This is a genomic window from Streptomyces sp. NPDC007901, from assembly GCF_042959465.1.
Classification (GTDB): Bacteria; Actinomycetota; Actinomycetes; order Streptomycetales; family Streptomycetaceae; genus Streptomyces.
Map to the genome: position 1 here is coordinate 22,466 of NZ_JBIBKW010000033.1, position 24,601 is coordinate 47,066.

The 24,601-nt window shown below is 69.8% G+C and carries 24 protein-coding genes and 3 pseudogenes; 14 read left to right on the forward strand and 13 right to left on the reverse strand.

Annotation, left to right across the window (positions count from 1 at the left end; translation table 11 throughout):
• Positions 1 to 46 precede the first annotated feature (46 nt).
• The 3 genes from ACFZDK_RS51010 (at position 47) to ACFZDK_RS51020 (ending at position 1,614) form a co-directional block, all read left to right on the forward strand.
• A complete protein-coding gene (locus ACFZDK_RS51010; protein WP_390984941.1) occupies positions 47 to 355 on the forward strand; it encodes an Imm53 family immunity protein in 309 nt (102 codons plus the stop codon).
• Positions 356 to 487: 132 nt separating this feature from the next.
• Positions 488 to 1,090 carry a helix-turn-helix domain-containing protein gene (locus ACFZDK_RS51015; RefSeq protein WP_390984944.1) on the forward strand — a complete coding sequence of 201 codons (603 nt, stop codon included), beginning with the start codon at positions 488 to 490 and terminating at the stop codon, positions 1,088 to 1,090.
• The gene (locus ACFZDK_RS51020) at positions 1,087 to 1,614 is read left to right on the forward strand and encodes a transposase (RefSeq protein ID WP_390985058.1); all 528 of its coding nucleotides are present in this window, start codon (positions 1,087 to 1,089) and stop codon (positions 1,612 to 1,614) included. The genes ACFZDK_RS51015 and ACFZDK_RS51020 overlap by 4 nt, the downstream gene beginning before the upstream one ends.
• Positions 1,615 to 1,644: 30 nt before the next feature.
• Here ACFZDK_RS51020 and ACFZDK_RS51025 read toward each other — a convergent pair.
• Positions 1,645 to 2,648, reverse strand: a pseudogene (locus tag ACFZDK_RS51025) (IS5 family transposase).
• A 240-nt stretch (positions 2,649 to 2,888) separates the two neighbouring features.
• Between ACFZDK_RS51025 and ACFZDK_RS51030 the strand changes: the two are divergent.
• Together ACFZDK_RS51030 and ACFZDK_RS51035 are read left to right on the forward strand one after the other, a co-directional pair.
• A complete protein-coding gene (locus tag ACFZDK_RS51030; RefSeq protein ID WP_390984948.1) occupies positions 2,889 to 3,128 on the forward strand; it encodes a hypothetical protein in 240 nt (79 codons plus the stop codon).
• A complete protein-coding gene (locus ACFZDK_RS51035) occupies positions 3,128 to 3,508 on the forward strand; it encodes a toxin Doc (protein WP_390984950.1) in 381 nt (126 codons plus the stop codon). Before ACFZDK_RS51030 ends, ACFZDK_RS51035 begins: the two co-directional genes overlap by 1 nt.
• A gap of 937 nt (positions 3,509 to 4,445) precedes the next feature.
• Here the strand turns inward: ACFZDK_RS51035 and ACFZDK_RS51040 are convergent.
• Positions 4,446 to 5,024, reverse strand: coding sequence for a WHG domain-containing protein (locus tag ACFZDK_RS51040; protein WP_390984953.1), 579 nt, complete (start codon positions 5,022 to 5,024; stop codon positions 4,446 to 4,448).
• Positions 5,025 to 5,115: 91 nt separating this feature from the next.
• Here ACFZDK_RS51040 and ACFZDK_RS51045 point away from each other — a divergent pair, with 91 nt between their 5' ends.
• From ACFZDK_RS51045 to ACFZDK_RS51060, 4 genes are all read left to right on the forward strand, one after another.
• The gene (locus tag ACFZDK_RS51045) at positions 5,116 to 5,562 is read left to right on the forward strand and encodes an anthrone oxygenase family protein (protein WP_390984956.1); all 447 of its coding nucleotides are present in this window, start codon (positions 5,116 to 5,118) and stop codon (positions 5,560 to 5,562) included.
• Between the two features lie 139 nt (positions 5,563 to 5,701).
• Positions 5,702 to 6,367, forward strand: coding sequence for a metallophosphoesterase (locus ACFZDK_RS51050; protein ID WP_390984958.1), 666 nt, complete (start codon positions 5,702 to 5,704; stop codon positions 6,365 to 6,367).
• A 14-nt stretch (positions 6,368 to 6,381) separates the two neighbouring features.
• The gene (locus ACFZDK_RS51055; RefSeq protein ID WP_390984961.1) at positions 6,382 to 6,801 is read left to right on the forward strand and encodes a CBS domain-containing protein; all 420 of its coding nucleotides are present in this window, start codon (positions 6,382 to 6,384) and stop codon (positions 6,799 to 6,801) included.
• 135 nt (positions 6,802 to 6,936) lie between these two features.
• A complete protein-coding gene (locus tag ACFZDK_RS51060; protein WP_390984963.1) occupies positions 6,937 to 8,454 on the forward strand; it encodes a cytochrome b N-terminal domain-containing protein in 1,518 nt (505 codons plus the stop codon).
• Here ACFZDK_RS51060 and ACFZDK_RS51065 read toward each other — a convergent pair.
• Complete coding sequence (locus ACFZDK_RS51065) at positions 8,372 to 8,776, reverse strand: cytochrome c oxidase subunit 4 (protein ID WP_390984966.1); 405 nt, start codon at positions 8,774 to 8,776, stop codon at positions 8,372 to 8,374. The two genes, ACFZDK_RS51060 and ACFZDK_RS51065, sit on opposite strands and share 83 nt — an antisense overlap.
• Entirely contained in the window at positions 8,773 to 10,446 is a 1,674-nt protein-coding gene (gene ctaD / locus ACFZDK_RS51070; protein WP_390984969.1) for a cytochrome c oxidase subunit I, read from the reverse strand. Before ctaD ends, ACFZDK_RS51065 begins: the two co-directional genes overlap by 4 nt.
• A gap of 317 nt (positions 10,447 to 10,763) precedes the next feature.
• Here ctaD and ACFZDK_RS51075 point away from each other — a divergent pair, with 317 nt between their 5' ends.
• Both ACFZDK_RS51075 and ACFZDK_RS51080 read left to right on the forward strand, forming a co-directional pair.
• Complete coding sequence (locus tag ACFZDK_RS51075; protein WP_390985060.1) at positions 10,764 to 11,729, forward strand: TIGR03557 family F420-dependent LLM class oxidoreductase; 966 nt, start codon at positions 10,764 to 10,766, stop codon at positions 11,727 to 11,729.
• A 19-nt stretch (positions 11,730 to 11,748) separates the two neighbouring features.
• Positions 11,749 to 12,420, forward strand: coding sequence for an HAD family hydrolase (locus ACFZDK_RS51080; protein WP_390984972.1), 672 nt, complete (start codon positions 11,749 to 11,751; stop codon positions 12,418 to 12,420).
• A gap of 17 nt (positions 12,421 to 12,437) precedes the next feature.
• Here ACFZDK_RS51080 and ACFZDK_RS51085 read toward each other — a convergent pair whose 3' ends face one another.
• From ACFZDK_RS51085 to ACFZDK_RS51105, 5 genes are all read right to left on the reverse strand, one after another.
• Complete coding sequence (locus ACFZDK_RS51085) at positions 12,438 to 13,445, reverse strand: SDR family oxidoreductase (RefSeq protein ID WP_390984974.1); 1,008 nt, start codon at positions 13,443 to 13,445, stop codon at positions 12,438 to 12,440.
• 25 nt (positions 13,446 to 13,470) lie between these two features.
• Positions 13,471 to 14,574 (reverse strand): enolase C-terminal domain-like protein, encoded by a 1,104-nt coding sequence (locus ACFZDK_RS51090; protein WP_390984977.1) that lies wholly within the window; start codon positions 14,572 to 14,574, stop codon positions 13,471 to 13,473.
• Positions 14,571 to 16,403: a thiamine pyrophosphate-requiring protein gene (locus tag ACFZDK_RS51095; protein ID WP_390984979.1), complete on the reverse strand. Its 1,833-nt coding sequence runs from the start codon at positions 16,401 to 16,403 to the stop codon at positions 14,571 to 14,573. The genes ACFZDK_RS51090 and ACFZDK_RS51095 overlap by 4 nt, the downstream gene beginning before the upstream one ends.
• 39 nt (positions 16,404 to 16,442) lie before the next feature.
• Positions 16,443 to 19,520: an FAD-linked oxidase C-terminal domain-containing protein gene (locus tag ACFZDK_RS51100; protein WP_390984982.1), complete on the reverse strand. Its 3,078-nt coding sequence runs from the start codon at positions 19,518 to 19,520 to the stop codon at positions 16,443 to 16,445.
• A gap of 135 nt (positions 19,521 to 19,655) precedes the next feature.
• Positions 19,656 to 19,823 carry a hypothetical protein gene (locus ACFZDK_RS51105; protein ID WP_390984985.1) on the reverse strand — a complete coding sequence of 56 codons (168 nt, stop codon included), beginning with the start codon at positions 19,821 to 19,823 and terminating at the stop codon, positions 19,656 to 19,658.
• Positions 19,824 to 20,300: 477 nt separating this feature from the next.
• Between ACFZDK_RS51105 and ACFZDK_RS51110 the strand changes: the two are divergent.
• Positions 20,301 to 20,542, forward strand: a pseudogene (locus ACFZDK_RS51110) (DUF6766 family protein); the annotation flags it as partial.
• Here the strand turns inward: ACFZDK_RS51110 and ACFZDK_RS51115 are convergent.
• The 4 genes and pseudogenes from ACFZDK_RS51115 to ACFZDK_RS51130 form a co-directional block, all read right to left on the reverse strand.
• A complete protein-coding gene (locus ACFZDK_RS51115; RefSeq protein ID WP_390984988.1) occupies positions 20,510 to 21,022 on the reverse strand; it encodes a hypothetical protein in 513 nt (170 codons plus the stop codon). The pseudogene ACFZDK_RS51110 and the gene ACFZDK_RS51115 sit on opposite strands and share 33 nt — an antisense overlap.
• Before the next feature lie 229 nt (positions 21,023 to 21,251).
• The gene (locus tag ACFZDK_RS51120; protein ID WP_390984990.1) at positions 21,252 to 21,812 is read right to left on the reverse strand and encodes a hemerythrin domain-containing protein; all 561 of its coding nucleotides are present in this window, start codon (positions 21,810 to 21,812) and stop codon (positions 21,252 to 21,254) included.
• Positions 21,813 to 22,077: 265 nt separating this feature from the next.
• Positions 22,078 to 22,449, reverse strand: coding sequence for an STAS domain-containing protein (locus tag ACFZDK_RS51125; protein WP_390985063.1), 372 nt, complete (start codon positions 22,447 to 22,449; stop codon positions 22,078 to 22,080).
• A 9-nt stretch (positions 22,450 to 22,458) separates the two neighbouring features.
• A pseudogene (locus ACFZDK_RS51130) lies at positions 22,459 to 22,776 on the reverse strand (winged helix-turn-helix transcriptional regulator); the annotation flags it as partial.
• A 230-nt stretch (positions 22,777 to 23,006) separates the two neighbouring features.
• Here ACFZDK_RS51130 and ACFZDK_RS51135 point away from each other — a divergent pair.
• Positions 23,007 to 23,669 (forward strand): ANTAR domain-containing protein, encoded by a 663-nt coding sequence (locus ACFZDK_RS51135; protein WP_390984993.1) that lies wholly within the window; start codon positions 23,007 to 23,009, stop codon positions 23,667 to 23,669.
• 180 nt (positions 23,670 to 23,849) lie between these two features.
• The gene (locus tag ACFZDK_RS51140; protein WP_390984996.1) at positions 23,850 to 24,503 is read left to right on the forward strand and encodes a TerD family protein; all 654 of its coding nucleotides are present in this window, start codon (positions 23,850 to 23,852) and stop codon (positions 24,501 to 24,503) included.
• Positions 24,504 to 24,601: the final 98 nt, after the last annotated feature.

The following is a 24,601-nucleotide window of genomic DNA, read 5'->3' on the forward strand; positions in this document are numbered from 1 at the left end:
GCGACCCGGCCAACCTATGGTCAGAGCACTACTAGCATCCCCTGTCATGAGCGATTCGGAAGATGTCCTTGACTGGCTGCAACACTGGTACGCCGCGCAGTGCAACGAGGACTGGGAGCACGAGTGGGGCCTGAAGATCGCCACGCTCGACAACCCCGGCTGGACCGTCACCATCGACCTGGAGGAGACGGATCTGGAGCAACACGAATACCCCCGCCAGGACGTCAACCGCAGCGCTCACGACTGGGTCTGGGCATGGACTTCCGAGAAGACCTTTCACGCCAGATGCGGCCCCGGCAACCTCACCGAAGCCCTCACCTTGTTCCGCTCCTGGGCGACCGCGAACACTCCTTGAACAATCGCACAGCGGCAGGACGCCAACCCGGTGAACCTATGCGGTCACAGCACTAGTGCTGGATTCCTCTTTCGATGGGTATAGCTGCTGATAGCGGGGCGGTTTCGGGTACTCGGGGGCGGGTGCTGGGGCATGGTGCTGAAGGCGCGGCCGGGCCGTGACGAAGGCGAGCAAGCGGTGGTCCACCGCCTGGCGTCGGCCAGAAAGGCGCCGAAGGATGTGGTGGAGCGGTGCCGGATGGTGGAGCTGAGCTGGGACGGGTGGCTGGTCCCGCAGATCGCGGACGAGCTGAAGTGCAGTCAGAAGACGGTGCGTCGCTGGCTGCACCGCTTCAACCGCTTGGGGCTGGAGGGCCTGGAGGATCTGGGCGGGCAAGGCCGCAAACGGCGGATCACCGAGGCCGAACGCTCGAGGATCGTCGGCCTGGTCAAGCAGACCCCGCCCGGCCGACTCGAGGTGCAGCCGTCGAACGAGATGTGGGCCGCGGACGAGTCAGGGCCCTCGGAGTGGACTTTGGACACGCTGGTCGCCGCGGCCCGAGACTTGGGCATCGAGGTCAGCCGCTCCCAGGTGCGCCGGATTTTGCTCGCGGAAGGGGTCCGCTGGCGGCGCACACGCTCCTGGACGCGCTCGAAGGATCCGGACTTCGAGGGAAAAGGACGCGGATCGTCGAGCTCTATATCAGCCCGCCCGCCGGCGCGACGGTGGTCTGCGCCGACGAACTCGGCCCGGTGATCCCCCGCGCTTTCCCACCGGCACCGGGCTGGTCGCCGGACGGGCACCGCATCAAGAACGAGATCGACTACTCCCGCGGACCAGAGAAAACCTGGGTCTATGGCGCCCTACGCGTCCGCGACGGTCAAGCGATCACGATGACCGCCACTTCCCGCAACAGCGCCTTCTACCAGCGGTTTCTCCAGTTGGTCGAGGAAGCCAACCCCGCCGGGGACATCTACGTGATCACGGACAATCTGTCCTCGCACAACAGCGTGTCCACCCGCACCTGGCTCGAGGACCACCCACGCATCAAGCACGTCTTCATCCCGGTCGGGGCCTGCTGGCTCAACCTCCAAGAAGGCTGGTGGCGCATCTTCCGCAAGATCGCCCTGGCCGGACGCTCCTTCGGCGACCCAGGCCACATCACCCACGCCACCAACGTCGCCACCGGCCAGCTCAACTCCCGTGCCCGACCCTGGATCTGGGGCAGACCCGCACCACCCACCAGGCGCTTACGCCACCGCTATGTGTACTTCCTTTGAGGAATCCAGCACTAGGCGCGTCGATTGTGATCAATGGGCGGTCCGCGTGAGGTCCCTGATCCAGATCATCGAGGCGCGCAAGTGGAGGCCGACGAGGTAGCTGTCCGGGGTCTTGTCGTATCGGGTGGCGATGCCTCGCCAGGCCTTGAGCTTGTTGATCAGACGCTCGACGGCGTTCCGTTCCTTGTAGAGGTCGGCGTCGTGGCTGACGGGCTGTCCGCCTCTGGAGCCCTTCTTCCTCCGGTTGGCGGCCTGGTCCTTCTTCTCCGGGATGACTGCCTTGATGCAGCGTTTCCGCAGGTGGGCGCGGTTGCCGCGAGACGAGTAGGCCTTGTCCCCGGCTACCGCGTCGGGGCGGGTGCGGGGGCGGCCGACGGGGCCGCGGACCCGTATTTTCTTGAGCACGGGGATGAATTGCGGGCTGTCGGCGGCCTGGCCCGCAGTCAGGACGAACGCCAGCGGGCGGCACTTGCGGTCAGCGGCGAGATGGACCTTACTGGTCTGCCCGCCCCTGGAGCGTCCGAGGAGAGCGGCCTTCAGCCGGAGTTTTCGTCGGCGCCGAATGCGTCGTCGTTCTTCCCACTCGGGGCTGTTTCCGGCGTCCTGCCCGTCTTGTCCTTCCGGGCTGCCCCCTTTGACCTGGCCTTTTCTTCCTCGGCGGCGTCCTTCTCCAGAGCGGTGAACACGTCCTCGCTCAGGTGCATCCCGGCGGCGTCGTGGTGAGCGCGTGCGGTGGTGGAGTCGACGCTGACCAGGGACAGGTCCACCTCGCCCCGCTTCGCGGCCTCCGCGATCAGCCCCTCCAGCAGAGCCTCGAACACGCAGGCGTCACGCCACTGCCGGAAGCGGTTGGAGACGGTCGACCAGGCACCGAACTCCTGCGGCATCTCCCGCCACTGCCCGCCCGTCCTGAACCGCCAGATCACGCCCTCGAACTGCTGCCGCAGGCGCTCGGGGTAAGGGCCGTACTCGCCGATCGGCAGGTACGGCCCGATGAACTCCCACTCTTCGTCTGTCAGTTGCACTCGCGTCACGCAAGACGATCTACCGGATCAGGCCTCGACACGAGGGCAAATCCAAGATTGATCGCGACTCGATACGCGCCCTAGCAGGGTGGCGATGGCGGAGAGGGCGGTGCGGGACTGCAGGGCACGCTCGTCCGGGCGATCGCCTTGAGGACACCGTCAAGACTCTGCTGAGGAGGGAGGGCGGGGTGTGCGCCCCTGCCAACGCTCGCTTCACCCGTCCGGCACCTAGTAGGTACCATGAGGGGCATGCCATCCCTGAATGTGTCCTTCACCGACGAGGAACTCGAGGGTGTCCGGGCCGCGGCCGCGGCCGAGGGCAAGAGCCTCAAGCAGTACCTTCACGACCTCGGCATCCGCGAGATGCAGCGCAAGCAGTTCGTCGCCGGCGCGACCGAGTGGGCTGAGCGGCTGCGCGGCGAGTTCGACGAGGCCTTCCCCGACGAGGTGCCGCCCGCCGAGCGCGGCGACGGAGCCGCTGCCGCCTGATGCCGCCCCTCTACATCGACGTCTCCTGGCTGCTGGACGTCCAGGAGAACGCGCTCGGCCACGACGACCTGTCCGTCTCGGACTACTCGGCGCTGGTGGCCGCCGTCGCCCGCCACAAGACCCGGCTGCCCACCCTCGCGGCCGCCGATCCGGACACGGCCTGGCGAGCCGCGGCGCTGCTCCACACGATCGTGCGCCTGGAGCCGCTGCCGCATCGCAACAGCCTGTACGCCGCGTTCATCGCGGCCCAGTACATGGCGCAGGCAGGCGAGGGCATCGATCCTCCCTACGGCGCGCTCTCCGATCTGGTCCGCAAGGTCCGCGACACCCGGATCGGCGTCCAGGACGTCGCCGACCAACTGCGCGGCTGGAAGCTGTAGCCCTGTGGGGACGGGTGCGGCGGCCCGTCCGTGGTGCTGCGAAGCCCGCGTCAGGTGTTCACACCTTCGGCTTCGGCCCGGGCTCCTCCAGCCGAGCGGGTACGGCTCGTCGACACTGTCGGCAACCTCTTCGCGTGGATTGCCGAGGCCGAGCACGAAGGCCCGACCGGCGAGGTAGCGAGCCTCTGCAAGCTCGCGCAACTCGACACCGAGGCGTGCCGTCCCTCGGCCGACTGGTCGTGGACGCTGTCCACGATGCGTCGGTCGACCAGCACCGCAGCCCGATGCCGTGTTCGGCGTGGACGGTGAAAGACCCCGTCCATCACATCGCCATGATGCTGCTGCTGACGAGAGACACGGGCACCCGCACGGACTCGGATCCGAGCCTGCTGACGGCGAACCCGGTGCATCTCCTCGCCGGGCGGGCGGAGTCCGCGTGGGTGTTGCCCGTGGCCGGTGGAGCGGAACCGGCGGCCGGGGTCTGGTCCGAGCCGGCGGTGTGGGAGGGAGAGGCCGGCCTCGGCGGACCGCTCATGCCCGCGACCGGGCTCGGCGGGATCCTGATCGCAGAATTCACCGTCCATGCCTGGGACGCGGCGGCAGCCACCGGACATTGGCGCGCCAGTCCCGCACCCTCGGCCCAGCCACGTTCGCGACATCCTCGCGCGAGGCACCCCGCATGCGCGGTCTCGGCCTTGTGGGCGGCGAAGTACCCCAAGACGCAGACGCAGACGCACCCGTGCTCGACCGCGCACCGGCACTCAGCGGCAGAAACCCCCGATGGGCACCAGCGGCCGATCGGGGTGCGTATCAGGTCGTGATCAACAGGGTCCGGTGATCTGCGGCGCGGCCGTGTGGTCGTGAGCGACCGGAGGTGGTGCCGCAGGCGGGCGGCCGTGCTCGAAGACCCCGGCTGGGTGCCTGCCGGGACGGTGTGTCAGATCACGGCGAGCCGGTCCACCAGCAGCTCCACCCTCGGCTCGGCGTACTCGGGCAGCAGGCGGCCCGCGCGGGTCAGGGTTGCCAGGCCGTGCAGGGACGCCCAGAACGCCTCGGTGAACAGCCCCGGGTCGACGCCGTCCCCGGCGACTTCGCCCAGGGTCTCCATAAGCGCGGCGAAGGCGTCCTTCAAGGGTTGCGGGGTGTCCTCCTGCGCGTATGCCAGGCCGCCGTCGAGCTGGAACAAGGCGTCGTAGACCGCCGGGTTGCGTGCGGCGTAGTCGAGGTAGGCGCGGGCCAGGGCGGCGACCCGGGCGCGCGGGTCGTTCTCGGCGGAGGTCGCGGCTCGCAGGAACGCGGCCATTTCCGTGGCGCCCTCCAGGGCGACGGCGCCGATGATCTCCCGTTTGCCGCGGAAGTGGCTGTAGAGGACGGGCTGGCTGTACTCGATGCGTTCGGCGAGCCGGCGGGTGGTGACCGCGTCCCAGCCCTGTTGCTCGGCGAGTTCGCGGGCCGTCGCCACGATGAGGCGTTCGCGGGCCGCGCGTTCGCGCTCCTTGCGTTCCTTGACCGACATGTATTGATCCTAGCATCGCTAGACAGCCGAGCGGCAGCAGTGCTAGTGTTGCCTCATCTTCTAGCGGTGCTAGCTCAACGGAGGGATCGTCATGCTCAACGCACTCGAGGTCGTCACCACCGTCGTCGTCGGCCTGATGGTGGGGGTGGAGTTCTCCGTCGCCTTCATCATGAACCGGATCCTGGACGCGCTTCCCGAGGACAGCGGTCAACTCGGTCACGCCCACGGCGGCCGGATGCTCGGCGCCCTGATGCCGTTCTGGTACATAGGCTCGCTCGTCCTCAGCGCGATCTGGGCCATCGCCGGATGGCACCACCACGGCGCCGGACTCGTCGTCGCCGCCGCCGGACTGCTGATCGTCAGCGTGGTCATGTCGATCCTGCTGCTCGTCCCGATCAACAACCGGAACAAGACCTGGACCCCCGAGAACCGGCCCGCCGACTGGAAGAAGCAGCTGAACCGGTGGGGCCGCTACCACTACGTCCGCGTCGCCGTCCTCATCGCCGCCTTCACCCTGCTGGCCGCCGCCCTCACCTGAGCCCGAGGGCCGACACCACGCTGGTGGCCGCACTATCCACGAGCTCAGCGCCCCGGTGGCCTTCGACGGACCTTGGGGCCGGGTCTACGACCTGTCTCGGCGCTGGCAGCGGGACGGCATCCGGGCCGGGGATCAACGAATGGATGTGAGTAGGTCCGGCACGCTCGTGATCGCTAGCCTCGCCGGCCATGAAGCAGCGTCAACAGAAGAAGCTCTCCTCGGCAACCACGACCACCACGACGACCGCCCCGACGAGGTCGCGGCCATCCTGTGGGACGCGGGCGGACATGTCCTGGAGGGCGAGGCGACCGTCGTGGCCCACCGCGGTCTGCGGATCGGCGTGGCGGGCACCAAGGGGTTCGGCGGCGGGTTCGTGGGCCGCTGCGCGGGGGAGTTCGGCGAGCCCGTGATGAAGGAGTTCGTCCGGTACTCACGGCAACTCGCCGACGGTCTCCGCATCGCCCTGGAGGACCTGCACGGACGCGAGTGCGACGTGCGGATCGCCCTGACCCACTTCGCCCCCGTGCCCGACACCCTGGTCGGCGAACCCCTGGAGATCCACCCGTTCCTCGGCAGTTACCTGCTCGCCGAGGCCATCGACACGGCGGGGGCCGACCTCGCCGTCCACGGGCATGCGCACGCCGGCACCGAACACGGCATGACCGGCGGCGGAGTGAAGGTGCGCAACGTCGCCCAGCCGGTCATCGGCAGGGCCTTCCACGTCTACTCCCTGAACCCGCTCGACCCGTGGGAGGGAGCGGGTGCCACGGGTACCCGGTCGCCGACAGACACCGTCGAACAGTGAGAAGGGGGCCGGTCATGGCCCAGCACGTACGCGACATCATGACCAGCGATCTGGTGACCGTCGAACCGCAGGCGTCGGTGGCCGCCGTGGCCCGGATGATGCGGGACGAGGACGTCGGCGCGGTCCTGGTGACCGAGGAAGGGCATCTGCGCTGCCTGGTGAGCGACCGCGACCTGATGGTGCGGGCCTTCGCCGAGGGCGTCGACCCCGACCGGACCACGGTCATGCAGGCGGCCAGCACGGACCTGGTCACCGTCACCCCCGACGACCGCCTGGACCGGGCCGTCCGACTGATGCGCGAGCACGCCGTACGACGTCTCCCGGTCGTCGACGGCGACCGTCCGGTGGGCATCCTCGCCCTCGGCGACCTCGCGATGGAACGCGACGAGAAGTCCGCACTCGGCGACATCAGCGCCGCCCGGCCCAACGGCTGACGCCCTGGCGCCCTCGGCCGATCGGGTACCGCCGCCCGGCCGCGCGAGTGTTTCGCGCCGGCCGGGTACGCCCCGGGCCCATGACGGGCAAGGGATGGCGAGAGCACGGCCGCGGACCGTCGGGAGGAGCGTCAGGTGAAGCCCGGGAGAGACGGGACGGGGGAGAGGTTCGCCGACGCGGTCGACGCGAGGCTGCCCGTGCACGACGGGGCCGGGCAGCTGCTGCGCAAGTCCTTCCCCGACCACTGGTCGTTCCTGCTCGGCGAGATCGCCCTCTACAGCCTGATCGTGCTGGTGCTGACCGGCGTGTGGCTGACCTTCTTCTTCCAGCCGGAGATGCGGGAGGTCGTGTACCAGGGGCCGTACACCCCCCTGCGCGGTCAACTCGTCTCGGGCGCCTTCGACTCCACCCTCCACATCAGCTTCGACATCCGCGGGGGCCTGCTGATGCGGCAGGTCCACCACTGGGCCGCGCTGGTGTTCGTCGCCGCGATCGGCGTGCACCTGCTGCGGATCTTCTTCACCGGTGCCTTCCGCCGCCCCCGCGAGCTGAACTGGGCCATCGGCGTGACGCTCTTCGCGCTCGGCCTGGCCGAGGGCTTCGCCGGCTACTCCCTCCCCGACGACCTGCTCTCCGGTACCGGACTGCGCATCGCCCAGGGCATCATGCTCTCGATCCCGGTCGTCGGAACGTACGTGAGCATGTTCGCGTTCGGCTCCGAGTTCCCCGGCCACGACATCGTCCCCCGGCTGTACAGCCTGCACATCCTGCTCCTGCCGGGCGTCCTGATCGCCCTGGTCACCCTCCACCTGATCCTGGTCTTCCACCTGAAGCACACTCAGTGGCGCGGCCCCGGCCGCAGGAACTCCAACGCAGTCGGAAAGCCGCTCTACCCCCAGTTCTCGGCCTCCTCCATGGGCCTGTCCTGCACCGTCGCCGGGCTGCTGACGGTGCTGGCCGGCGTCGCGCAGATCAACCCGGTCTGGGTGTACGGCCCGTACCGGCCGGACCAGGTGTCGACCGGCTCCCAGCCGGACTGGTACGTCGGTTTTCTGGAGGGATCGCTGCGCCTGGTCCCGCCCTGGGAGACGAACGTCGCCGGCCACACCCTGATGTGGAACGTCCTGCTGCCCGCCGTCGTACTGCCGGCGCTGCTCTTCGCCGTCCTGTACGCCTACCCCTTCGCCGAACAACGGCTGACGGGGGAGTGGCGGCAGGAACAGCACCTCTGCGACCGGCCCCGGGAACGGCCGGTGCGCACGGGCCTCGGTGTGGCGGGCATCACCTGCTACGGCGTTCTGGTGCTGGCCGGCGGCAACGACGTGGTGGCCCAGACCTTCCGGATCTCGGTGAACGCCCTGACCTGGATCTTCCGGGTCTCCCTGATCGTGGGTCCCGTCCTCGCCTTCTTCGTCACCCGCGCGCTGTGCCGGGCCCTGCTGCACGCCGAACAGGAGCGCCTGGCCGAGGGGGAGGAGACGGGACTGGTACGGCAGACCCTCGCCGGCGGCTACGAGAGCGGTCACCGCCCGGTGACGGAGTTCCGCCCGGGTGCCCCGCGCCGGCCGCTCAGTCCTCCTGCTCAACCTCCCGGTTCACGTACTGGAACACCAGCCCGGCGACACCCCGGGCCAGAACACCGAAGCCGATGAGGAACAGCCACAGCCCGAACACCACCCCGGTCGCCGCGACCGCGAACCCGAGCGCGGTGACGATCGGCCAGGGGCTGTGCGGCGGGAAGAACTCGACCGGCCCGGCGGAGTCCGCCACCTCCGCGTCGGTACGGTCCTGGGGGCGCGGGCCGTGGCGCACATAGTGCGTCGCGCAGAAGAACGACACCACGGCGGCCATCCCGAACGCCACGATCAGGGCCGCCGTACCCGCCGGGTCTGCGTGCGACCACACCCCGTAGAGCGCGGCGGCGGCGCCGAAGAAGACGGCCACACCACCGAAGAGCAGTGCCTCGACCTTCACCGCAGCCCCTCCCTCTCCGCCTGCCGGACGATCTCCGGATGGTGCAGGTCGAAGGCCGGTGACTCGGACCGGACCCGGGGCAGCGCCACGAAGTTGTGCCGGGGCGGCGGACAGGAGGTGGCCCACTCCAGGGCGCGCCCGAACCCCCACGGGTCGTCCTCGGTGACCTGCTTCCCCTTGTGGGCGGTGAGCCAGACGTTGTAGAGGAACGGCAGCGTGGAGACGCCGAGCAGCAGCGCGCCCGCCGAGGAGAGGGTGTTGAGCAGGGTGAACCCGTCGGAGGGGAGATAGTCGGCGTACCGGCGGGGCATGCCTTCCGCGCCGAGCCAGTGCTGTACCAGGAACGTCAGCTGGAACCCCGGGAAGAGCAGCCAGAAGTGCACCTTCCCCCACCGCTCGTCGAGCATCTTCCCGGTGAACTTCGGCCACCAGAAGTAGAACCCGGCGAACATCGCGAACACCACCGTGCCGAACAGCACATAGTGCAGGTGCGCCACGACGAAGTACGAGTCGGTGACGTGGAAGTCGAGCGGCGGCGACGCGACGAGCACCCCGCTCAGCCCGCCCAGCAGGAACGTCACCAGGAAACCCATCGACCACAGCATCGGCGTCTCGAACGAGAGCGAGCCGCCGTGCATCGTCCCGATCCACGCGAAGAACTTGATCCCGGTCGGCACGGCGATCAGGAACGACATGAGGGAGAAGAACGGCAGCAGCACCGCTCCGGTCGCGAACATGTGGTGCGCCCAGACGACCGCGGACAGCATGGTGATGGAGGTCGTCGCCCCGATCATCGGCAGATAGCCGAACAGCGGCTTGCGCGAGAACACCGGGATGATCTCGGAGATGATCCCGAAGAACGGCAGCGCCACGATGTACACCTCGGGATGCCCGAAGAACCAGAACAGGTGCTGCCACAGCAGCGCCCCGCCGTTGTGTGCGTCGAAGACGTGCGAGCCGAACTTCCGGTCGCACTCCAGGGCGAGCAGCGCGGCCGTCAGCACCGGGAACGCGGGCAGCACCAGGATGGACGTGAACAGCACGTTCCAGGTGAACATCGGCATCCGGAACATGGTCATGCCCGGCGCGCGCAGACACATGATGGTGGCGACGAAGTTCACCGCGCTCAGCGTCGTGGACACACCCGAGACCACCAGCCCCATGGTCCACAGATCACCGCCCGCTCCGGGCGAGTGGTACGCGCTGTTCAGCGGTGCGTAGGCGAACCAGCCGAACGATGCCGCGCCGCCGGGCACCAGAAACCCGGAGACCACGAGCAGCCCACCGAACAGGTACATCCAGTACGACAGCGCGTTGAGCCGGGGAAAGGCGAGGTCGGGGGCGCCGATCTGGAGCGGCATGACGGCGTTGGTGAACCCGGCGAACATCGGGGTCGCGAACAGCAGCATCATGATCGTGCCGTGGATGGTGAAGAACTGGTTGTAGCCTTCCCGGCTCAGGAACTGCAGCCCCGGCCGGGCCAGTTCGGCCCGCATGCCCAGCGCGAGCAGTCCGGCGAGGAGGAAGAAACAGAACGCCGTCACCATGTACAGTCGGCCGATCACCTTGTGGTCGGTCGTGGACGTCCAGCCCAGCAGCCGGCGGCCGAGCGGTGCCGGAGCGACGGGAGGCGCAGGCTTGTCGTCGACACGTTGCGACAGTTCGCTCATGGTCCTCCTCAGTCGTGCCCAGCGCGGGAAGCGCCTCGACGAGACCGATATGGCGGGTGATCGGCGGTATGTTCACCCACGGTGACGCTACCGGTGACCCGGCGCATGCCTTCGATACGGCGCGCCGATGCCGTTTGCCGGGGCCTCGGCCGCCTGAAAGGGCGCGAGAGGGGTACGCGTATCGCGGTCGGTGACCGGCCCGTCTGCTGCTGGGCGACGGGAGCCACCCGGCGTTGTGCGACCGTGCCGTACAGTCCGTGCGTCCTCGGTCGCCCGGTGTGATGTGCCGACCTCGCGACCACGAGGAGATGAGCGGCATGGTGCGGATCGGGTACACGATGATGACCGAGCAGGCCGGTCCGCGGGAGCTGGTGGACCATGTGGTGGGCGCCGAGCGGGCCGGCTTCGACTTCTCGGTCACGTCCGACCACTACTTTCCGTGGCTGGAGTCCCAGGGCCACGCGCCCTACGCGTGGAGCCTGCTGGGCGCCGCCGCACAGGCCACCGAACGCATTCCCCTGATGACGTACGTGACGTGTCCGACGACCCGCTACCACCCGGCGGTCGTCGCCCAGAAGGCAGTCACGATGCAGGTCCTCTCCCAGGGACGGTTCCGGCTGGGGCTGGGCTCGGGGGAGAACCTCAACGAGCATGTGATGGGCGAGGGCTGGCCTGCCGCGCACGTCCGGCTGGAGAAGCTGGAGGAGGCGGTGGAGATCATCCGCGCGCTGTTCGCGGGGGAGAACGTCAACCACCACGGCGTTCACTTCGATGTGACGAACGCCCGGTTGTGGGACCTTCCCGACGAGCCGACGCCGATCGGTGTCGCCGTCTCGGGCGACCGCTCCTGCGAACTCGCCGGTCACCTCGCCGATCTGGTGATCGCCACGGAACCCCGGCCGGAACTGATCTCGGCCTTCGAGCGGCACGGCGGCGCGGGCAAGCCCAAGGTGGGCCAGCTGCCCATCTGCTACGACACCGATCGCGACGCGGCTGTCGCCCGCGCCCACGAGCAGTTCCGCTGGTTCGGCGGCGGCTGGCCGGTCAACTCCGAACTGCCCGGACCCGTCGCGTTCGCGCGTGCCACCGAGTTCGTACGGCCCGAGGACGTGGCCGAGTCCATCCCCTGCGGCGACGACGTGCAGGCGGTCGTCGAGGCCGTACGCCCCTACGTGGACGCGGGGTTCACCGAGGTCGCGCTCGTCCAGATCGGCGGCGACCACCAGGAGCCGTACCTGGAATGGGCCGAGCACAAGCTGCTGCCCGCGCTCCGCGCACTGTGAGAGGGCGAGGGCAGCCGTGATGGCCACGCAACGCGCCGCGATCTTCGACATCGACGGGACGCTCGTCGACACCAATCACCTGCACGTGGTCACGTGGTGGGAGGCGTTCCGGCAGGCGGACCACCACGTTCCGATGCGCGACATCCACCGCGCCGTGGGGCTCAGCGGCGGCGACCTGCTGGACCACCTGCTCGGCGACGACCACGATCCCGACCAGGACGAACAGCTCACCGCGGCCCACCACACCCTCTACGCCACGTACTTCGAGCGGCTGCCCGCGCTGGACGCGGCGGGCGACCTGTTGCGCGCCCTGGCCGGGCGGGGCTGGCAGATCGTCCTGGCGACCTCGGCGAGCGGCGCGGAACTCTCCGCGCTCCGCGGCGCCATCGACGCGGACGAGGTCATCCTCGGGGTCACCAGCGCCGACGACGTCGCCGACGGCAAACCCGCCCCCGACCCGGTTCGGCAGGCCAGGGAACTCGCCGGTGTGCCGAGCGAACGTGCCCTGTTCGTCGGCGACAGCGTCTGGGACATGAAGGCGGCCGTCCGCGACGGAGTCACCCCGGTGGCGGTCCTGTCCGGCGGCGTCCCGCGCGCGGACCTGGAGGGGGCCGGTGCGCAGGCCGTGTACCGGGACCCCGCCGACCTCCTCGCCCACCTGGACACCAGCGTCTTCGCGCAGACCGAGTAGCAGGTCCGAGTAGGAGGTCAGGCGGGGCGGCGGCGCCTCTTCCAGGCGACCGTCGCCGTTGCCGCCGCTGCGGCCGCGAGCGCCGAGGCTACGGCGGGGTGGCGGGCGAGTGCGGCCTCGAAGGACCGGCTGTGGGACGACGTGTCGAAGGCGCCGTGTGCGCCGTGGTCCGTGCCCTCCCGCCGGTCGACCGGTTCGAAGAGGTTGTTCTCGCCGCTCGGCCGCCGCCGGTCGGTCTGCTGGGCCTCGAAGCCGGTACGGGCCAGGTAGCGGTCGAGCAGGGCCGGGGCCAGGCGGTTGGCCCAGATCGTCGCCACGGTGGTGGCGCCGACGTAGTACTGCTTGCGGCGCGGATGATCGGCCGCGTACACCGCGCCCCGCGCGGCCACCTCCGGCTGGTAGATGGGCGGGACGGGCTGCGGGTGCCGGGGCAGACGTGAGCGTACCCACGAGAACTGCGGGGTGTTGACGGCGGGCATCTGAACAACCGTGACGTGCACGTTGCTGCCACGGTGCAGCAGTTCGGTGCGGAGCGAGGAAGTGAATCCGTTGATGGCGTGCTTGGCACCGCAGTACGCCGACTGCAACGGGATGGCCCGCTCCCCGAGCGCCGAACCGACCTGCACCACGGTGCCGTGGTCCCGCGGCAGCATCCGCCTCAGCGCGGTCCGGGTGCCGTTGACGAAGCCGAGGTAGGTCACCTGGGTGACCCGGTCGTACTCCTCCGTGGTCATCTCGTCGAAGGCGGCGAACACGCTGGTGAACGCGGAGTTGATCCAGACGTCGATGGGCCCGAAGGACTCCTCGGCGGCCTCGGCGGCCCTCTCGACCTGGCGGGCGTCGGCGGTGTCGGCGACCTGGACGAGCGGACGGCCGCCGAGGGACTCCACTTCCTTCGCGGCGGCCTCGAGGCCGGCCCGGCCGCGCGCGATCAGCACCACGTTGGCACCGCGCTCGCCGTAGAGGCGGGCGATGGCGCGTCCGATGCCGGCGCCGGCTCCGGTGACGACGACGGTCTCGGGCATGGTCAGCTCCATCCATTGGTAGGTGTCAGGCCACCCGATAGGGCCGCGCCCGCTCCGGGGCGAGGCCGAGGCCGGGTGCGCCGTCGGCGCCGGGCGTCAGGGTGCCGCCGTGGGCAGAGAGGACGCCGTCGAAAACGGTGCGCTCGATGCGGACGTGGTCGTGGAACCACTCGAGGTGGCGCAGGTTGGGCACGGTGGTGGCGGCGTGCGCATGGGCGTGCGGGGCGCAGTGTCCGGAGATGTCGATGCCATGGGCTTCGGCGAGCGCGGCGGAACGCAGCCAGACGGTGATGCCTCCGCAGCGGGTGGCGTCGGCCTGGAGACAGTCCACCGCTCCGGCGGCGAGCAGGTGCGCGAAGTAGGGCAGGGTGTAGCCGTACTCGCCGGCTGCCACCTCCTGGGGCACCAGGCCGCGGATCGCGGCGAGGGCGGACAGGTGGTCGGAGGAGACCGGCTCCTCGAACCAGGTCACCCCGTCGTCGGCGAGCCCCCGTCCCACCCGCACGGCCTGCTTGGCACCGTATCCGCCGTTGGCGTCGACGTAGAGCTCGGCGGAGTCGCCAATGACGGCTCGGGTCCGGGCGACGCGCCGCCGGTCGCGTTCCTCCCGGCGTCCCCATGACTCCGCGATCTTGATCTTGACGCGGGGAATGCCCTCGTCCTCGACCCAGCCGCGCAGTTGCCGTTCCAGCCGGTCGTCGTCGTATGTGGTGAAGCCGCCGCTGCCGTAGACGGGCATCTCGTCGCGGGCCGCCCCCAGCAGGCGCACGAGCGGCAGGCCGAGCAGGCGGGCCTTGCAGTCCCACAGTGCGATGTCCACGGCCGAGATCGCCTGGGCGGCCACGCCGGGCAGCCCGGCATTGCGCACTGCCCGGCGCATGGCCTCGTTCGCCCGTGGCACGTCGTGGGCGGGAGAGCCGATGACCAGGTCGGCGAGCAGGTCGTCGACGACACGTGCCGCCGCGGCGGGCGCGTAGGTGTAGCCGAGGCCCGTGACACTCCCGCAGCCGACGGTCGCCACGACCAGGGTCGTGCTGTCCCAGGCGAGCGTGCCGTCCGCCTCGGGGGCGTCGGTGGGCACGGTGTAGACGGCCGTCCCCACCCGCTCCACCACCGGGCCGTCACTCATGTGCCGTCCTTCTCGTCCTGCGCCCCGGGCCGGTCCGTGCGGTGGCGGTGACCGGGCAGCAGGTCCTGGACCTTGGCCTTGAAGCCCTGGCGGACCATGGCCGCCCGGTCGCTGTCGCCCTTGAGGACCGAGGCCGCCGCTGCCTCGATCTGGTCGAGGGACGCGTGCGGCGGGATCGGCGGGACGGCGGGGTCGGTCACGAAGTCCAGGACGCAGGGCCGGTCGGCGGCCAGCGCGGCCTGCCAGGCGTCCACGACGTCGTCCGGCTTCTCGACCCGTATGCCCTTGAGGCCCACCAGGCGGGCGAAGTCGGCGTAGGCGATGTCGGGGATCGACTGGGAGGGCAGGAACTGCGGGGCGCCCTCCATGGCCCGCATCTCCCAGGTGACCTGGTTGAGGTCCTGGTTGTTCAGCACCGCCACGATCAGTCGGGGGTCCTCCCATTCCCGGTAGTACTTCGCGACGGTGATCAGCTCGGCCATGCCGTTCATCTGCATCGCCCCGTCGCCGACGAGCGCGATCGCGGGCCGGTCGCCGTGCGCGAACTTGGCGCCGATCGCGTACGGCACTCCGGGCCCCATCGTGGCGAGTGTGCCGGAGAGCGAACCGCGCATGGCACCGCGCAGCCGCAGATGGCGGGCGTACCAGTTGGCGGCCGAGCCGGAGTCGGAGGACAGGATCACGTTCTCCGGCAGCAGGTCGTCCAGCGCGTGGACGACGTACTCGGGGTTGAGCGGGTCGGCGTCGACCGCGGCGCGCCGCTGCATGACCTCCCACCAGCGGGCGGTGTTCTTCTCGATCTGCTTGCGCCAGCTGTCGTGCTTGTTCGTGTCGAGCAAAGGCAGCAGCCGGGCCAATGTCTTTCGGGCGTCGCCGACGAGATTGACCTCGAACGGGTAGCGCAGCCCGACCATGTGCGGGTCGATGTCGATCTGCACGGCCCGCGCCTGCCCGAACTCCGGCAGGAACTGCGTATAGGGGAAGGAGGAGCCGATGACGAGGAGGGTGTCGCAACGCATCATCAGCTCGTACGAGGGCCGGGTGCCCAACAACCCGATGGAACCGGTGACATACGGCAGGTCGTCGTCGAGGGCGTCCTTGCCGAGCAGCGCCTTGGCCACGCCGGCGCCGAGCCGGTCGGCGACCTCCATGACCTCCTGCCGGGCCCCGCGGGCACCCTGCCCGACCAGGAGCGCGACCTTCTCGCCCGCGTTGAGCACCTCGGCGGCCCGGGCGAGGTCCTCGTCGTCCGGCACCGGAGCGTACTGCGGCGCACCCAGGCTGGAGGGCACCATCTTGAAGGCGTGCCCGGGCGGCGAGTAGTCCAGTTCCTGGACGTCGGCGGGGATGATCACGGCGGTGACGGAGCGGCGGGCCATGGCGGTGCGGATCGCCCGGTCCAGGACGTTGGGCAACTGCTCGGGGACGGTGACCATCTCGCAGAAGTCAGAGGCGACGTCCTTGTACAGGCTGACCAGGTCGACCTCCTGCTGGTAGGAGCCGCCCATGGCACTGCGGTTGGTCTGTCCGACGATCGCGACGACGGGCACGTGGTCGAGCTTGGCGTCGTACAGCCCGTTGAGCAGATGGATGGCGCCGGGCCCGGACGTGGCGGCGCACACCCCGACCCTGCCGGAGAACTTGGCGTAGCCGACGGCTTCGAAGGCCGACATCTCCTCGTGCCGGGACTGGATGAAGCGGGGGTTGTCGTCGGCACGGCCCCAGGCCGCGAGCAGACCGTTGATGCCGTCGCCGGGATAGGCGAAGACATGATCCACTCCCCAGTCGCGCAGGCGCTCGAGGAGATGGTCGGAAACCTTCTGCGACATGTTCGACAACCTTTCCTGTAGTGCCTTTGTGAAGAGGGATCAGAGAATGCGCAGTTTGCGCGCCGCCGCTCGGCCGGCGACCGTCGCGGCGGTAGCCGTCAGGGTCGCCGCGCCCGCGGTGGCCGCCCAGCGGGCCGCGCGGGAGGGCGGCGCGGGGCGTACGGCCAGGCGTTCGGGGTGCGCGGTCGGCAGCGTGCCCTCCAGGCCGAGGGCCAGGACCTCCGCCAGGTGCAGGGCCCGCCGTCCGGTGCCGCCCTGTTCGATCTGGGTACGGCAGCTGAAGCCGTCGGCGAGGACGAGGCTGTCCGGGGCGGCGGCGCGGACCGCGGGCAGGACGCCTTGTTCGGCGACGGCCATGGAGACCTGGTGATGGCCGCGTTCGAAGCCGAAGTTGCCGGCCAGGCCGCAGCAGCCCTCGTCGAGGACGTCGGCGTCGAGGTGAGCGCGGCGCATCAGCTCGCGGTCCGCGTCGAACTTCATGATGGCGTGCTGGTGGCAGTGGGTCTGCACGGTCGCCCGCCGGCTGAGCCGCGGAGGCCGCCAGTCGTCGGGCGCATGGTGGACGAGCTGTTCGGCGAAGGTGCGGACCTGTCCGGCCAGCCGCTTGACGTCCTGGTCGGCGGGCATCAGCTCGGGGGCGTCGGAGCGGAAGACGGCAGTGCAGGACGGTTCGAGCCCGATGACCGGGGTGCCCGCCTCCAGATAGGGGCGCAGCACACCGAGGGTGCGGCGCAGCACCTTCTGCGCGAGGGGCAACTGCCCGGTGGAGATCCAGGTCAGCCCGCAGCACACCGGCAGGGTGGGTACGGCGACGCGGAAGCCGGCGTCCTCCAGGACGCGTACGGCCGAGACGGCGATCGAGGGATGGAAGGAGTTGCTGAAGGTGTCCGGCCACAGGAGGACGGTCCGCGGGTCGGCCGGGTCGGGTTCCTCGCCGCCTTGGCTCTGCCACCACTGCTGGAAGGACTGTGCGGCGAAGACGGGTGCCGAGCGGGCCTCGTCCACGCCGGCCAGGCGCTTGCCGGCCCGGGCCAGACCGGGCGCGTGCAGGGCACTGTTGACCAGCCCGGGTGCGATATGGGACAGCCGGGCCCACACGGGGAGCCAGCCCATGGCGTAGTGGGCTGCGGGACGCAGCCGACCCTCGTAGTGGTGCGAGAGGAACTCCGCCTTGAGGGTGGCCATATCGACGCCGGTCGGGCAGTCCGACTTGCAGCCCTTGCAGGCCAGGCACAGGTCCAGTGCGTCGCGTACTTCGGTGGAGCGCCAGCCGTCGGTGACGGCCGAGTCGGCATGGCCGTCGAGCATCTCGAACAGCAGCCTGGCCCGGCCGCGGGTGGAGTGTTCCTCCTCCATGGAGGCCCGGTAGGAGGGGCACATGACGCCGCCGGAGTGGGTGCGGCAGTTGCCGATGCCGACACAGCGCATCACTGCCCGGTTGAAGGAGTGATCGTCCTCGGGGAAGCCGAAGTGCGTCGCCGGGGTCCGCGGGCGCCAGGCGGAACCGAGCCGCAGCTGGCCGTCGACCGGATTCGGATGGACGATCTTGCCGGGGTTCATCCGGTTGCCCGGGTCGAACAGCGCCTTCAGCTCGCCGAACGCGCCCACCAGCCGCTCGCCGAACATACGGGTGAGCAGTTCGCCCCGGGACTGGCCGTCGCCGTGCTCGCCGGAGAGGGAACCGCCATAGGAGACGACGAGGCCGGCGGCCCGCTCCAGGAAGCGGCGGAAGTCGGCCACGCCCTCGGCGGTCCTGAGCTCGAAGGGGATACGGGTGTGGACGCAGCCCTGCCCGAAGTGCCCGTACAGGGAGGGGTGGTCGTAGCCGAACTCCCCGAACAGCTCCTTCAGGTCCCGCAGATAGTCCCCGAGCCGCTCCGGCGGTACGGCCGAGTCCTCCCAGCCCTCCCAGGTCTCCCGGTCGTCGGGCGGGCGGGCGGTGACGCCGAGCCCTGCCTCGCGTGCCCTGAGCATCCGCTGCTCGCGCTCGGGATCGTCGGAGAACGCGATGTCGGCGTCCTTCTCGGTGCGGCCGACGGCGCGCAGCAGGGCGTGCGCCTGCTCGTCGACCTCCTCCTGGCTGTCGCCGCCGAACTGCAGCATCAGCCAGCTGTCACCCTGCGGCAGGGCGTTCAAAGACGCCAGGTAGGCGCCTTCCTCGCGCATCAGCTGGGCCATCCGGCCGTCCAGCGCCTCCAGTTGACCGGGTGAACAGTGCTCCAGCAGCCGGGGCACGTCGTCGGCGGCCGCGCAGATGTTGTCGTAGCCGAGGACCAGCAGCGACTGGTACGGGGGCACCGGCACCAGGTCGAGCTCGGCGTGCAGCACGGTGACCAGGGTGCCCTCGCTCCCGACCAGCGCCCGCGCCACGTCGAAACCGCTCTCCGGCAGCAGCGAGTCGAGGTTGTACCCGGAGACCCGGCGCGGGATCTTCGGATAGCCGCGGCGGATGTCGGCGAGGTATTCGGTGACGATACGGTCCAAGCCGGCGTAGAGCTCGGCGCGGCGACCGCCCTCCGCTGCGATCCGCGCCCGCTCGGCCTTCGACGTCGGCCCGACCCACATCCGGACGCCGTCGTAGGTGAGCACCTCCAGCCGGCGCACGTTGTCGACGGTCTTGCCGTAGGCCTGCGCGGACGCGCCACACGAATTGTTCCCGATCATCCCGCCCAGAGCGCAGTGGCTGTGTGTCGACGGCTTCGGGCCGAACTGCAGCCGATGGTCGGCCAGCCGCCGGTTGAGCGCGTCCAGCACGATCCCCGGTTCGACCACGCAGGTACGGGCATCGGGATCGACGGCGACGAGCCGGTGGCAGTACTTGCTCCAGTCGATCACCACGGCCGTGTTCGTCGTCTGTCCGGCGAGGCTGGTGCCGCCGCCCCGCGACAGGACCGGGGCGCCGAACCGGGCGCACACCCGCACGGCCGCCGTCCCGGCCTCGACCGTACGCGGCACCACGACGCCGATCGGCACCTGCCGGTAGTTGGAGCCGTCCGTGGCGTAGGCGCCTCGGCTGCCCGCATCGAACCTGACCTCGGCGTCGACCTCCTGGGCCAGCGCGGCGGTCAGCCCGGCCACATCCACGCCCGCGGAAGTACCGAAGGGGGTGCCAGTCATCGGGGGTAGCCGCCTTCCTGAGCCGTGGACCGTGCGGGAGGCGTCGCGCAGTTCCTCGGGTATCTCCATCTCCGCGATGCCGCAGCTCCCGGGTACCCATCGCTGAAGGCGCAATGGCGCCTTTCCGGGGGGCCATCACCAGGAGGCGGAGGGGTCTCCGCCGGCCACCCGACGGAAGCGGGCCACCATCATCAGGTCATCGACGCTTTCTCGTACGAACCCGTCCACGATGACGGGTCTGTCGGCGCGTTCGAACACCACGACCTTCCCTGGTTCGGTTTCGCCGACGATTCGCTGATGCATCAACGCCACAAGCGCGGACCGCATAGGGACTTCCTGGCCTGTGCGGCTCTGCAAAGCAGAGATCAGCGCCTTGCAGCGGGAGATCGGTCAGCTGCGGGATTCCGTCGTGCCGCAGGCCGTGATCGGCCACGCGATCGGCGTGATCCTTGTCCTCGGCGGGCTCCGTCCCCATCAGGGCATCGAGGTCCTCATGGCCCGTGTCCGAGCGCACCGGCCCCAGTGTTCGCGTCATCGCCGGGCAGCTCGTCGACTGCGCTGTGGCCAAACGACCGCCTGAACGCATTCGCCAGGCACTGGAGACCGCGATGGCTGACGCGCGGACCGTCCGAACCGGGCGCGTCCGCGAGGACGAGCACATCCCAGGCCCTAGCCCGATGGCTCGACATCCCCCCGGCCCGCGGCGGGGCAGCCACCCCACGACATCAGCAGCCCGGCAGCGGCCGTGCACAACGAGCAGCATCTGCGCCGTCTGCGCCGCTCCCGGCTTCTGCTTCCTGGGCCCAGTACCTGAGCTCGGCCGACTTCTGGAACCGCACCCTGCAGAACCGGCAGTCCGAACTCCTGGCCGTCGCCTCTATGGCCATTCTCTCGGTCTCCATGCGTCAACGCGGATCCCCCGAGTCCAAGCCCGTCACCGCGAAACCCACACCTCCACAGGAGTCGAGGGCCGAGCCGCGGTGAAACCGTCACGGCCGCTCGGCGCCGTCGACACTGAGTAGTTTCACCAGCCGGGGTCGGTGCAGGGCAGCAACGGGTTCGAGCAGGTCGGGATGGCGGAGCAGGGCGGCGGCTTCGGCATCCCGGTCGCCCGGGGCGGTGAGCCGCCGCAGGCCACCGGCTTCGCCGTGGCGCTCGGTCTCCTGGAGGGCCCGATGGGCACACGCGGCCAGGGTGGGATCCGCCAGCAGACAGGCAGCCCAACTGACGACGGTTTCGTCGACCCATGTCCGCCAGCCGGAGTCGTCGGGGTGCGGATCGTGACCGGTGAGCCGGTCAAGACGGTCGGATCCGCTGGGTGCCAGGAGATGCAGCAGCTGCACGTCAAGGCTGGTGGGGTAGCACAGGGCGGCGGCGAGGAGCGTGGCCTGCCCGGCCTGGGCCTCGGCCAGCGCCTTGCTGAGCGCACCCCCGGGGGCCGGGTAGGCGGCCAGGAGCCAGCGACTGGAGGCGGCTATGACAGGCGTCAGATCAGTGGACAAGGCGGTCGGTCTCTCCGGAGCGCGCTCGCCGGTGTCCGGCTGATCCGTCCCGCGAGCTGTTTCGCGGAGCCGCGCTGCCCCGCCCATGGCGTCCTAGCCTAGGCAGCCGGTCCGGAAGACGGGATGGTCCGCGTCACAGCGCGCGGCCCTGGCTCCGGGGACGCACCACGCACTCGGCGTCTGTGGTGCGCCCCGGAGCCGGGCCCTTCGGCCGGCGGCCCTGCGGGGTTCAGGACTTGCCGCGGCCGGTGACGAAGTCGCGGGCCCGGTCCACGAGGCCCGCGCCGGGAGCGAGGAGCTTGTTCGCGGGCGGAGTGTCCGGCGCCGAGGGGTGCGGGCGGGTCGGTGCCGTGGCCTTGGCCCGGCGGACCTTGTCCCCGAGTTCGTCGAGCGTCTCGGGGGAGCAGACCTGGCGCAGCTTCGGGAAGAGGTTGGTTTCCTCGTCCTGGACGTGGTCGGAGACCTCGGTCATGAGCTGGTGCAGCAGCGGGCCTGTCCGGGGGTCGTCGGTGTCCGTCTTCTCCAGTTCCTTCAGGAGTTCCTCGACCCGGCCGTGGTCCGCGATCTCCTTGTCGGCGAGCCGGTCGCCGCCCTCGATGTACTCGCGTACCGCCGGGTACAAGTACTGCTCCTCGGCGACCGAGTGACGCACCAGCTCGATGGTGACGTCGTCGACAAGATCCCGCAGCTGCCGGCCGCCGCCGCTCATCGCTTCGATCCGGCTGAACATCTCCTCGACCTCACGGTGGTCGGTCATCAGTTCCGCGAGGACATTTCCGCCGTGTCCCATGGGGTATTCCGCCTCTCGTCGGTCGTTTCCTGTGTGGGTCCAATCCGTCATCCGGGCGGACGGGGGTTCGCGTCCGCCGTGGCTGACGGCGCCCGGCCCGTACATGTGGTTCACCCGCGCAGAAGAAGGGCCCAGTGGCTGCGGGGTGGAGGCGTCGGCCCGAGCGCAGAACACCGAGTTCCCCATGACGGCCACCTGACTCAAGCGGCGACGAGCGCCCCGTTGCGTCCTTGTCCTCGGTTCCAGGGTGGTGGGGAGGACCCGGTCACGCCGTGGCGTCGTCCAGATCAGCCCGCACCTTGAGGACCTCGTCGGCCCCAGTGAGTTCCAGCAGGCGCCGCAATTGCGCCGGCGGCGCGACCACACGCAGATCGGTCGCGTGGTGGATGCTGATCAGCAGATTCAAGAACGTCGAGTCCGCAAAGCTGACAGCGGTGGTGTCCACCACCACCCTGGGACATTTCTCGGCAGCTGATTGCAACGCGTCCGCAAGCAGCGTGATCGAGGTCGGATCGTACTCGCCGTGAGCCGAGAACACCCGGGTCCCGCGGAACTCGTATTGCACCACTTCAGGCGGCCCCGGATGAGAATGGCCGACCTGGGACGAACGATCGTCCCCACTCTCAGCCGACTGCACGTTCCCCCCTTGGCGTTCCGCTTCGTCCCTGATGAGCATCGACAGCAGAGCGGCGACCGTCAGGTCGGCCTCGGCCGGATGCCGGAGGACCTTGCTCGGGTCGATGCTGTACTGGTTGGAACGGCCATTGCGGATGTGGGAGAGATATCCGTCCTGTTCCAGGTCCGAGATGATCTTCTGGACGGCGCGCTCCGTGAGCCGGCAGCGCGCCGCGATGTCGCGGATCCGAGCGTTGTGATCGTCGGCGATGCTGGCCAGGACGCGCGCATGACTCGTCAGAAACGTCCAGCCGGTATGTGGCTCGGGCACTCCTTCGACTCCCACCATGGTGGAAATCATACGGCCAATTATTCACGTAGACAAAGATACGAAACAAATTTCGCGTATGACTTGACGTGTTATGGAGGTCGTATGACGCTGGAGAAGGGCAGGTGGAGGAGGTGATCATGCTCAAGCCGTCCGACGAGGTGCCGTACGTGAGCGGGGGCAGCAGCGTTCGTCCGCTCCGATCGACCACCACGACTCTGCTGACGGAGGTCGGCCCAGCAGGCGACCGTGTGACCGTCGTCGTCAGCGGCGAATACCGTCTCGACGACAGCCAGCGCCTCCAGCACGCCCTGCGCGACGCACTCGCGCGGTCGGCTCAGGGAGTGGACCTGGATCTGGGCGGACTGGCGTTCGCGGACGGCAGCGCGCTCAACGCACTGCTGGCCATGCGCGCGCGTGCGATCGCGGCGGGGAAGACGATCACCGTCACCACCGTCAGTCCCGCGGTGGAGCGCCTGTTGACCTTCACCGACACCTACGCACTCTTCTCGGCCGTCGCCGGCGGCCCGCCGGGGCTGCCGACGACAGTCGAGCCGCAGGGCGAGGGCACGGGCGACGGGCTCCTCCAGGCCGAGGTGGTCCAGCTGCGCCGTGCCATGCGAACGCGCCCGGACATCGATCTGGCCAGGGGGATACTCATGGCCACCTTCGGGCTGAGCGCCGATGCGGCGTGGGAGGTGCTGGTCACGATGTCCCAGAACCTGAACACCAAACTGCACCGCCTGGCCACGGACCTGGTGGCGACGGTGCAGGGGGAGCCGCTGCCGGATCCGGTCCGACGACACCTCATGACGGCTGTCGCCACAGCCCGCAAGACGGAGGTGCAGCCGCAGGGAGGTGCACGGACGGGGGCGACACGAGAGGCGGTGTGCCAAGACCGGGAGTATGCGTAACGGCAGGCTCAATCCTCGCCCCGGACAATGCTCCACTCACCGCTCGTATGCGTGACGGTCGATACGCTTTCGTCCGCGACGGCGGCAACGCACGTACGTACGCCCCTGCGAGGCAGGCGGCGTGCCTTCGTCCACCCGGTCTCCGTCACACGGGGTCGGCCCCCCGCCGCGCTGGCTGCGATGGCCCCGGTGCAGGACGGCTGTACCGGGTTTCTCGCCGCAACGGCCGACCGGCTCCTCCCACCCACGTCCATGTCGCTGCGCACGTCGGCACAGAGCGCTGCCGGAGACCGGCCGGACACGGCAGCCGTACTGGTCCGAGGAGCGGTCATCGACCTGTCCGACACCGGCACGGCCTGGACGGTGGCCGCCACCTGGCGTCAGCGGACCGCCTACGACGTGGACGTCGTCGCATTCGCGGTCGACTTTCGCGAACAGGTGCCTGGAGACGAGGACTTCGTCTTCTACGGCGCGCCCGAGCACCCCGACGCCACCCTGCGGCTCGCCACGGACGGTCCGACGGAACAGACGATCACCGCCGACCTGGAGCGCCTGCCCCTGGAGACCCACCGGATCGTCGTCGCCGCCGCGGTCGACGGTGCCGCGACCTTCTCAGACGTCGGTGCCATCGAGATCACCGCCTCATGCGGGATCGGGGCGGCCCCGACCGTCCGGGCCACCCTCGACGCCGCCACCACCGAACGCACCATGATCCTCGCCGAGCTCTACCGCCGAGGGGAGGGCTGGCGGCTGCGGGCCGTCGGGCAGGGCTACGACCATGGCCTGACCGGCCTTGCTCGCGGCTACGGCGTCGACGCCGACGCCGACGAATGATCGACACCTTGCCGTACTTGAAGGGCCGGAGCCCCCAGGGCCCCAAGCCGCGTTGCAGTTCGGCCTGAGTCGCGCCGCTGACGATTGCCGCGTGGCTT

Excerpts from the sequence above, each read along its gene's own strand:
- ACFZDK_RS51085 (WP_390984974.1), bottom strand. The coding sequence starts at position 13,445 with ATGCCCGAGACCGTCGTCGTCACCGGAGCCGGCGCCGGCATCGGACGC.
- ACFZDK_RS51120 (WP_390984990.1), bottom strand. The coding sequence starts at position 21,812 with ATGGGACACGGCGGAAATGTCCTCGCGGAACTGATGACCGACCACCGT.
- ACFZDK_RS51040 (WP_390984953.1), bottom strand. The coding sequence starts at position 5,024 with ATGTCGGTCAAGGAACGCAAGGAGCGCGAACGCGCGGCCCGCGAACGC.
- ACFZDK_RS51010 (WP_390984941.1), top strand. The coding sequence starts at position 47 with ATGAGCGATTCGGAAGATGTCCTTGACTGGCTGCAACACTGGTACGCC.
- ACFZDK_RS51075 (WP_390985060.1), top strand. The coding sequence starts at position 10,764 with ATGGTGCGGATCGGGTACACGATGATGACCGAGCAGGCCGGTCCGCGG.
- ACFZDK_RS51030 (WP_390984948.1), top strand. The coding sequence starts at position 2,889 with ATGCCATCCCTGAATGTGTCCTTCACCGACGAGGAACTCGAGGGTGTC.
- ACFZDK_RS51045 (WP_390984956.1), top strand. The coding sequence starts at position 5,116 with ATGCTCAACGCACTCGAGGTCGTCACCACCGTCGTCGTCGGCCTGATG.
- ACFZDK_RS51095 (WP_390984979.1), bottom strand. The coding sequence starts at position 16,403 with ATGTCGCAGAAGGTTTCCGACCATCTCCTCGAGCGCCTGCGCGACTGG.
- ACFZDK_RS51035 (WP_390984950.1), top strand. The coding sequence starts at position 3,128 with ATGCCGCCCCTCTACATCGACGTCTCCTGGCTGCTGGACGTCCAGGAG.
- ACFZDK_RS51015 (WP_390984944.1), top strand. The coding sequence starts at position 488 with ATGGTGCTGAAGGCGCGGCCGGGCCGTGACGAAGGCGAGCAAGCGGTG.
- ACFZDK_RS51140 (WP_390984996.1), top strand. The coding sequence starts at position 23,850 with ATGGCCCCGGTGCAGGACGGCTGTACCGGGTTTCTCGCCGCAACGGCC.
- ctaD (WP_390984969.1), bottom strand. The coding sequence starts at position 10,446 with ATGAGCGAACTGTCGCAACGTGTCGACGACAAGCCTGCGCCTCCCGTC.
- ACFZDK_RS51105 (WP_390984985.1), bottom strand. The coding sequence starts at position 19,823 with ATGCATCAGCGAATCGTCGGCGAAACCGAACCAGGGAAGGTCGTGGTG.
- ACFZDK_RS51100 (WP_390984982.1), bottom strand. The coding sequence starts at position 19,520 with ATGACTGGCACCCCCTTCGGTACTTCCGCGGGCGTGGATGTGGCCGGG.
- ACFZDK_RS51050 (WP_390984958.1), top strand. The coding sequence starts at position 5,702 with ATGGATGTGAGTAGGTCCGGCACGCTCGTGATCGCTAGCCTCGCCGGC.
- ACFZDK_RS51080 (WP_390984972.1), top strand. The coding sequence starts at position 11,749 with ATGGCCACGCAACGCGCCGCGATCTTCGACATCGACGGGACGCTCGTC.
- ACFZDK_RS51090 (WP_390984977.1), bottom strand. The coding sequence starts at position 14,574 with ATGAGTGACGGCCCGGTGGTGGAGCGGGTGGGGACGGCCGTCTACACC.
- ACFZDK_RS51055 (WP_390984961.1), top strand. The coding sequence starts at position 6,382 with ATGGCCCAGCACGTACGCGACATCATGACCAGCGATCTGGTGACCGTC.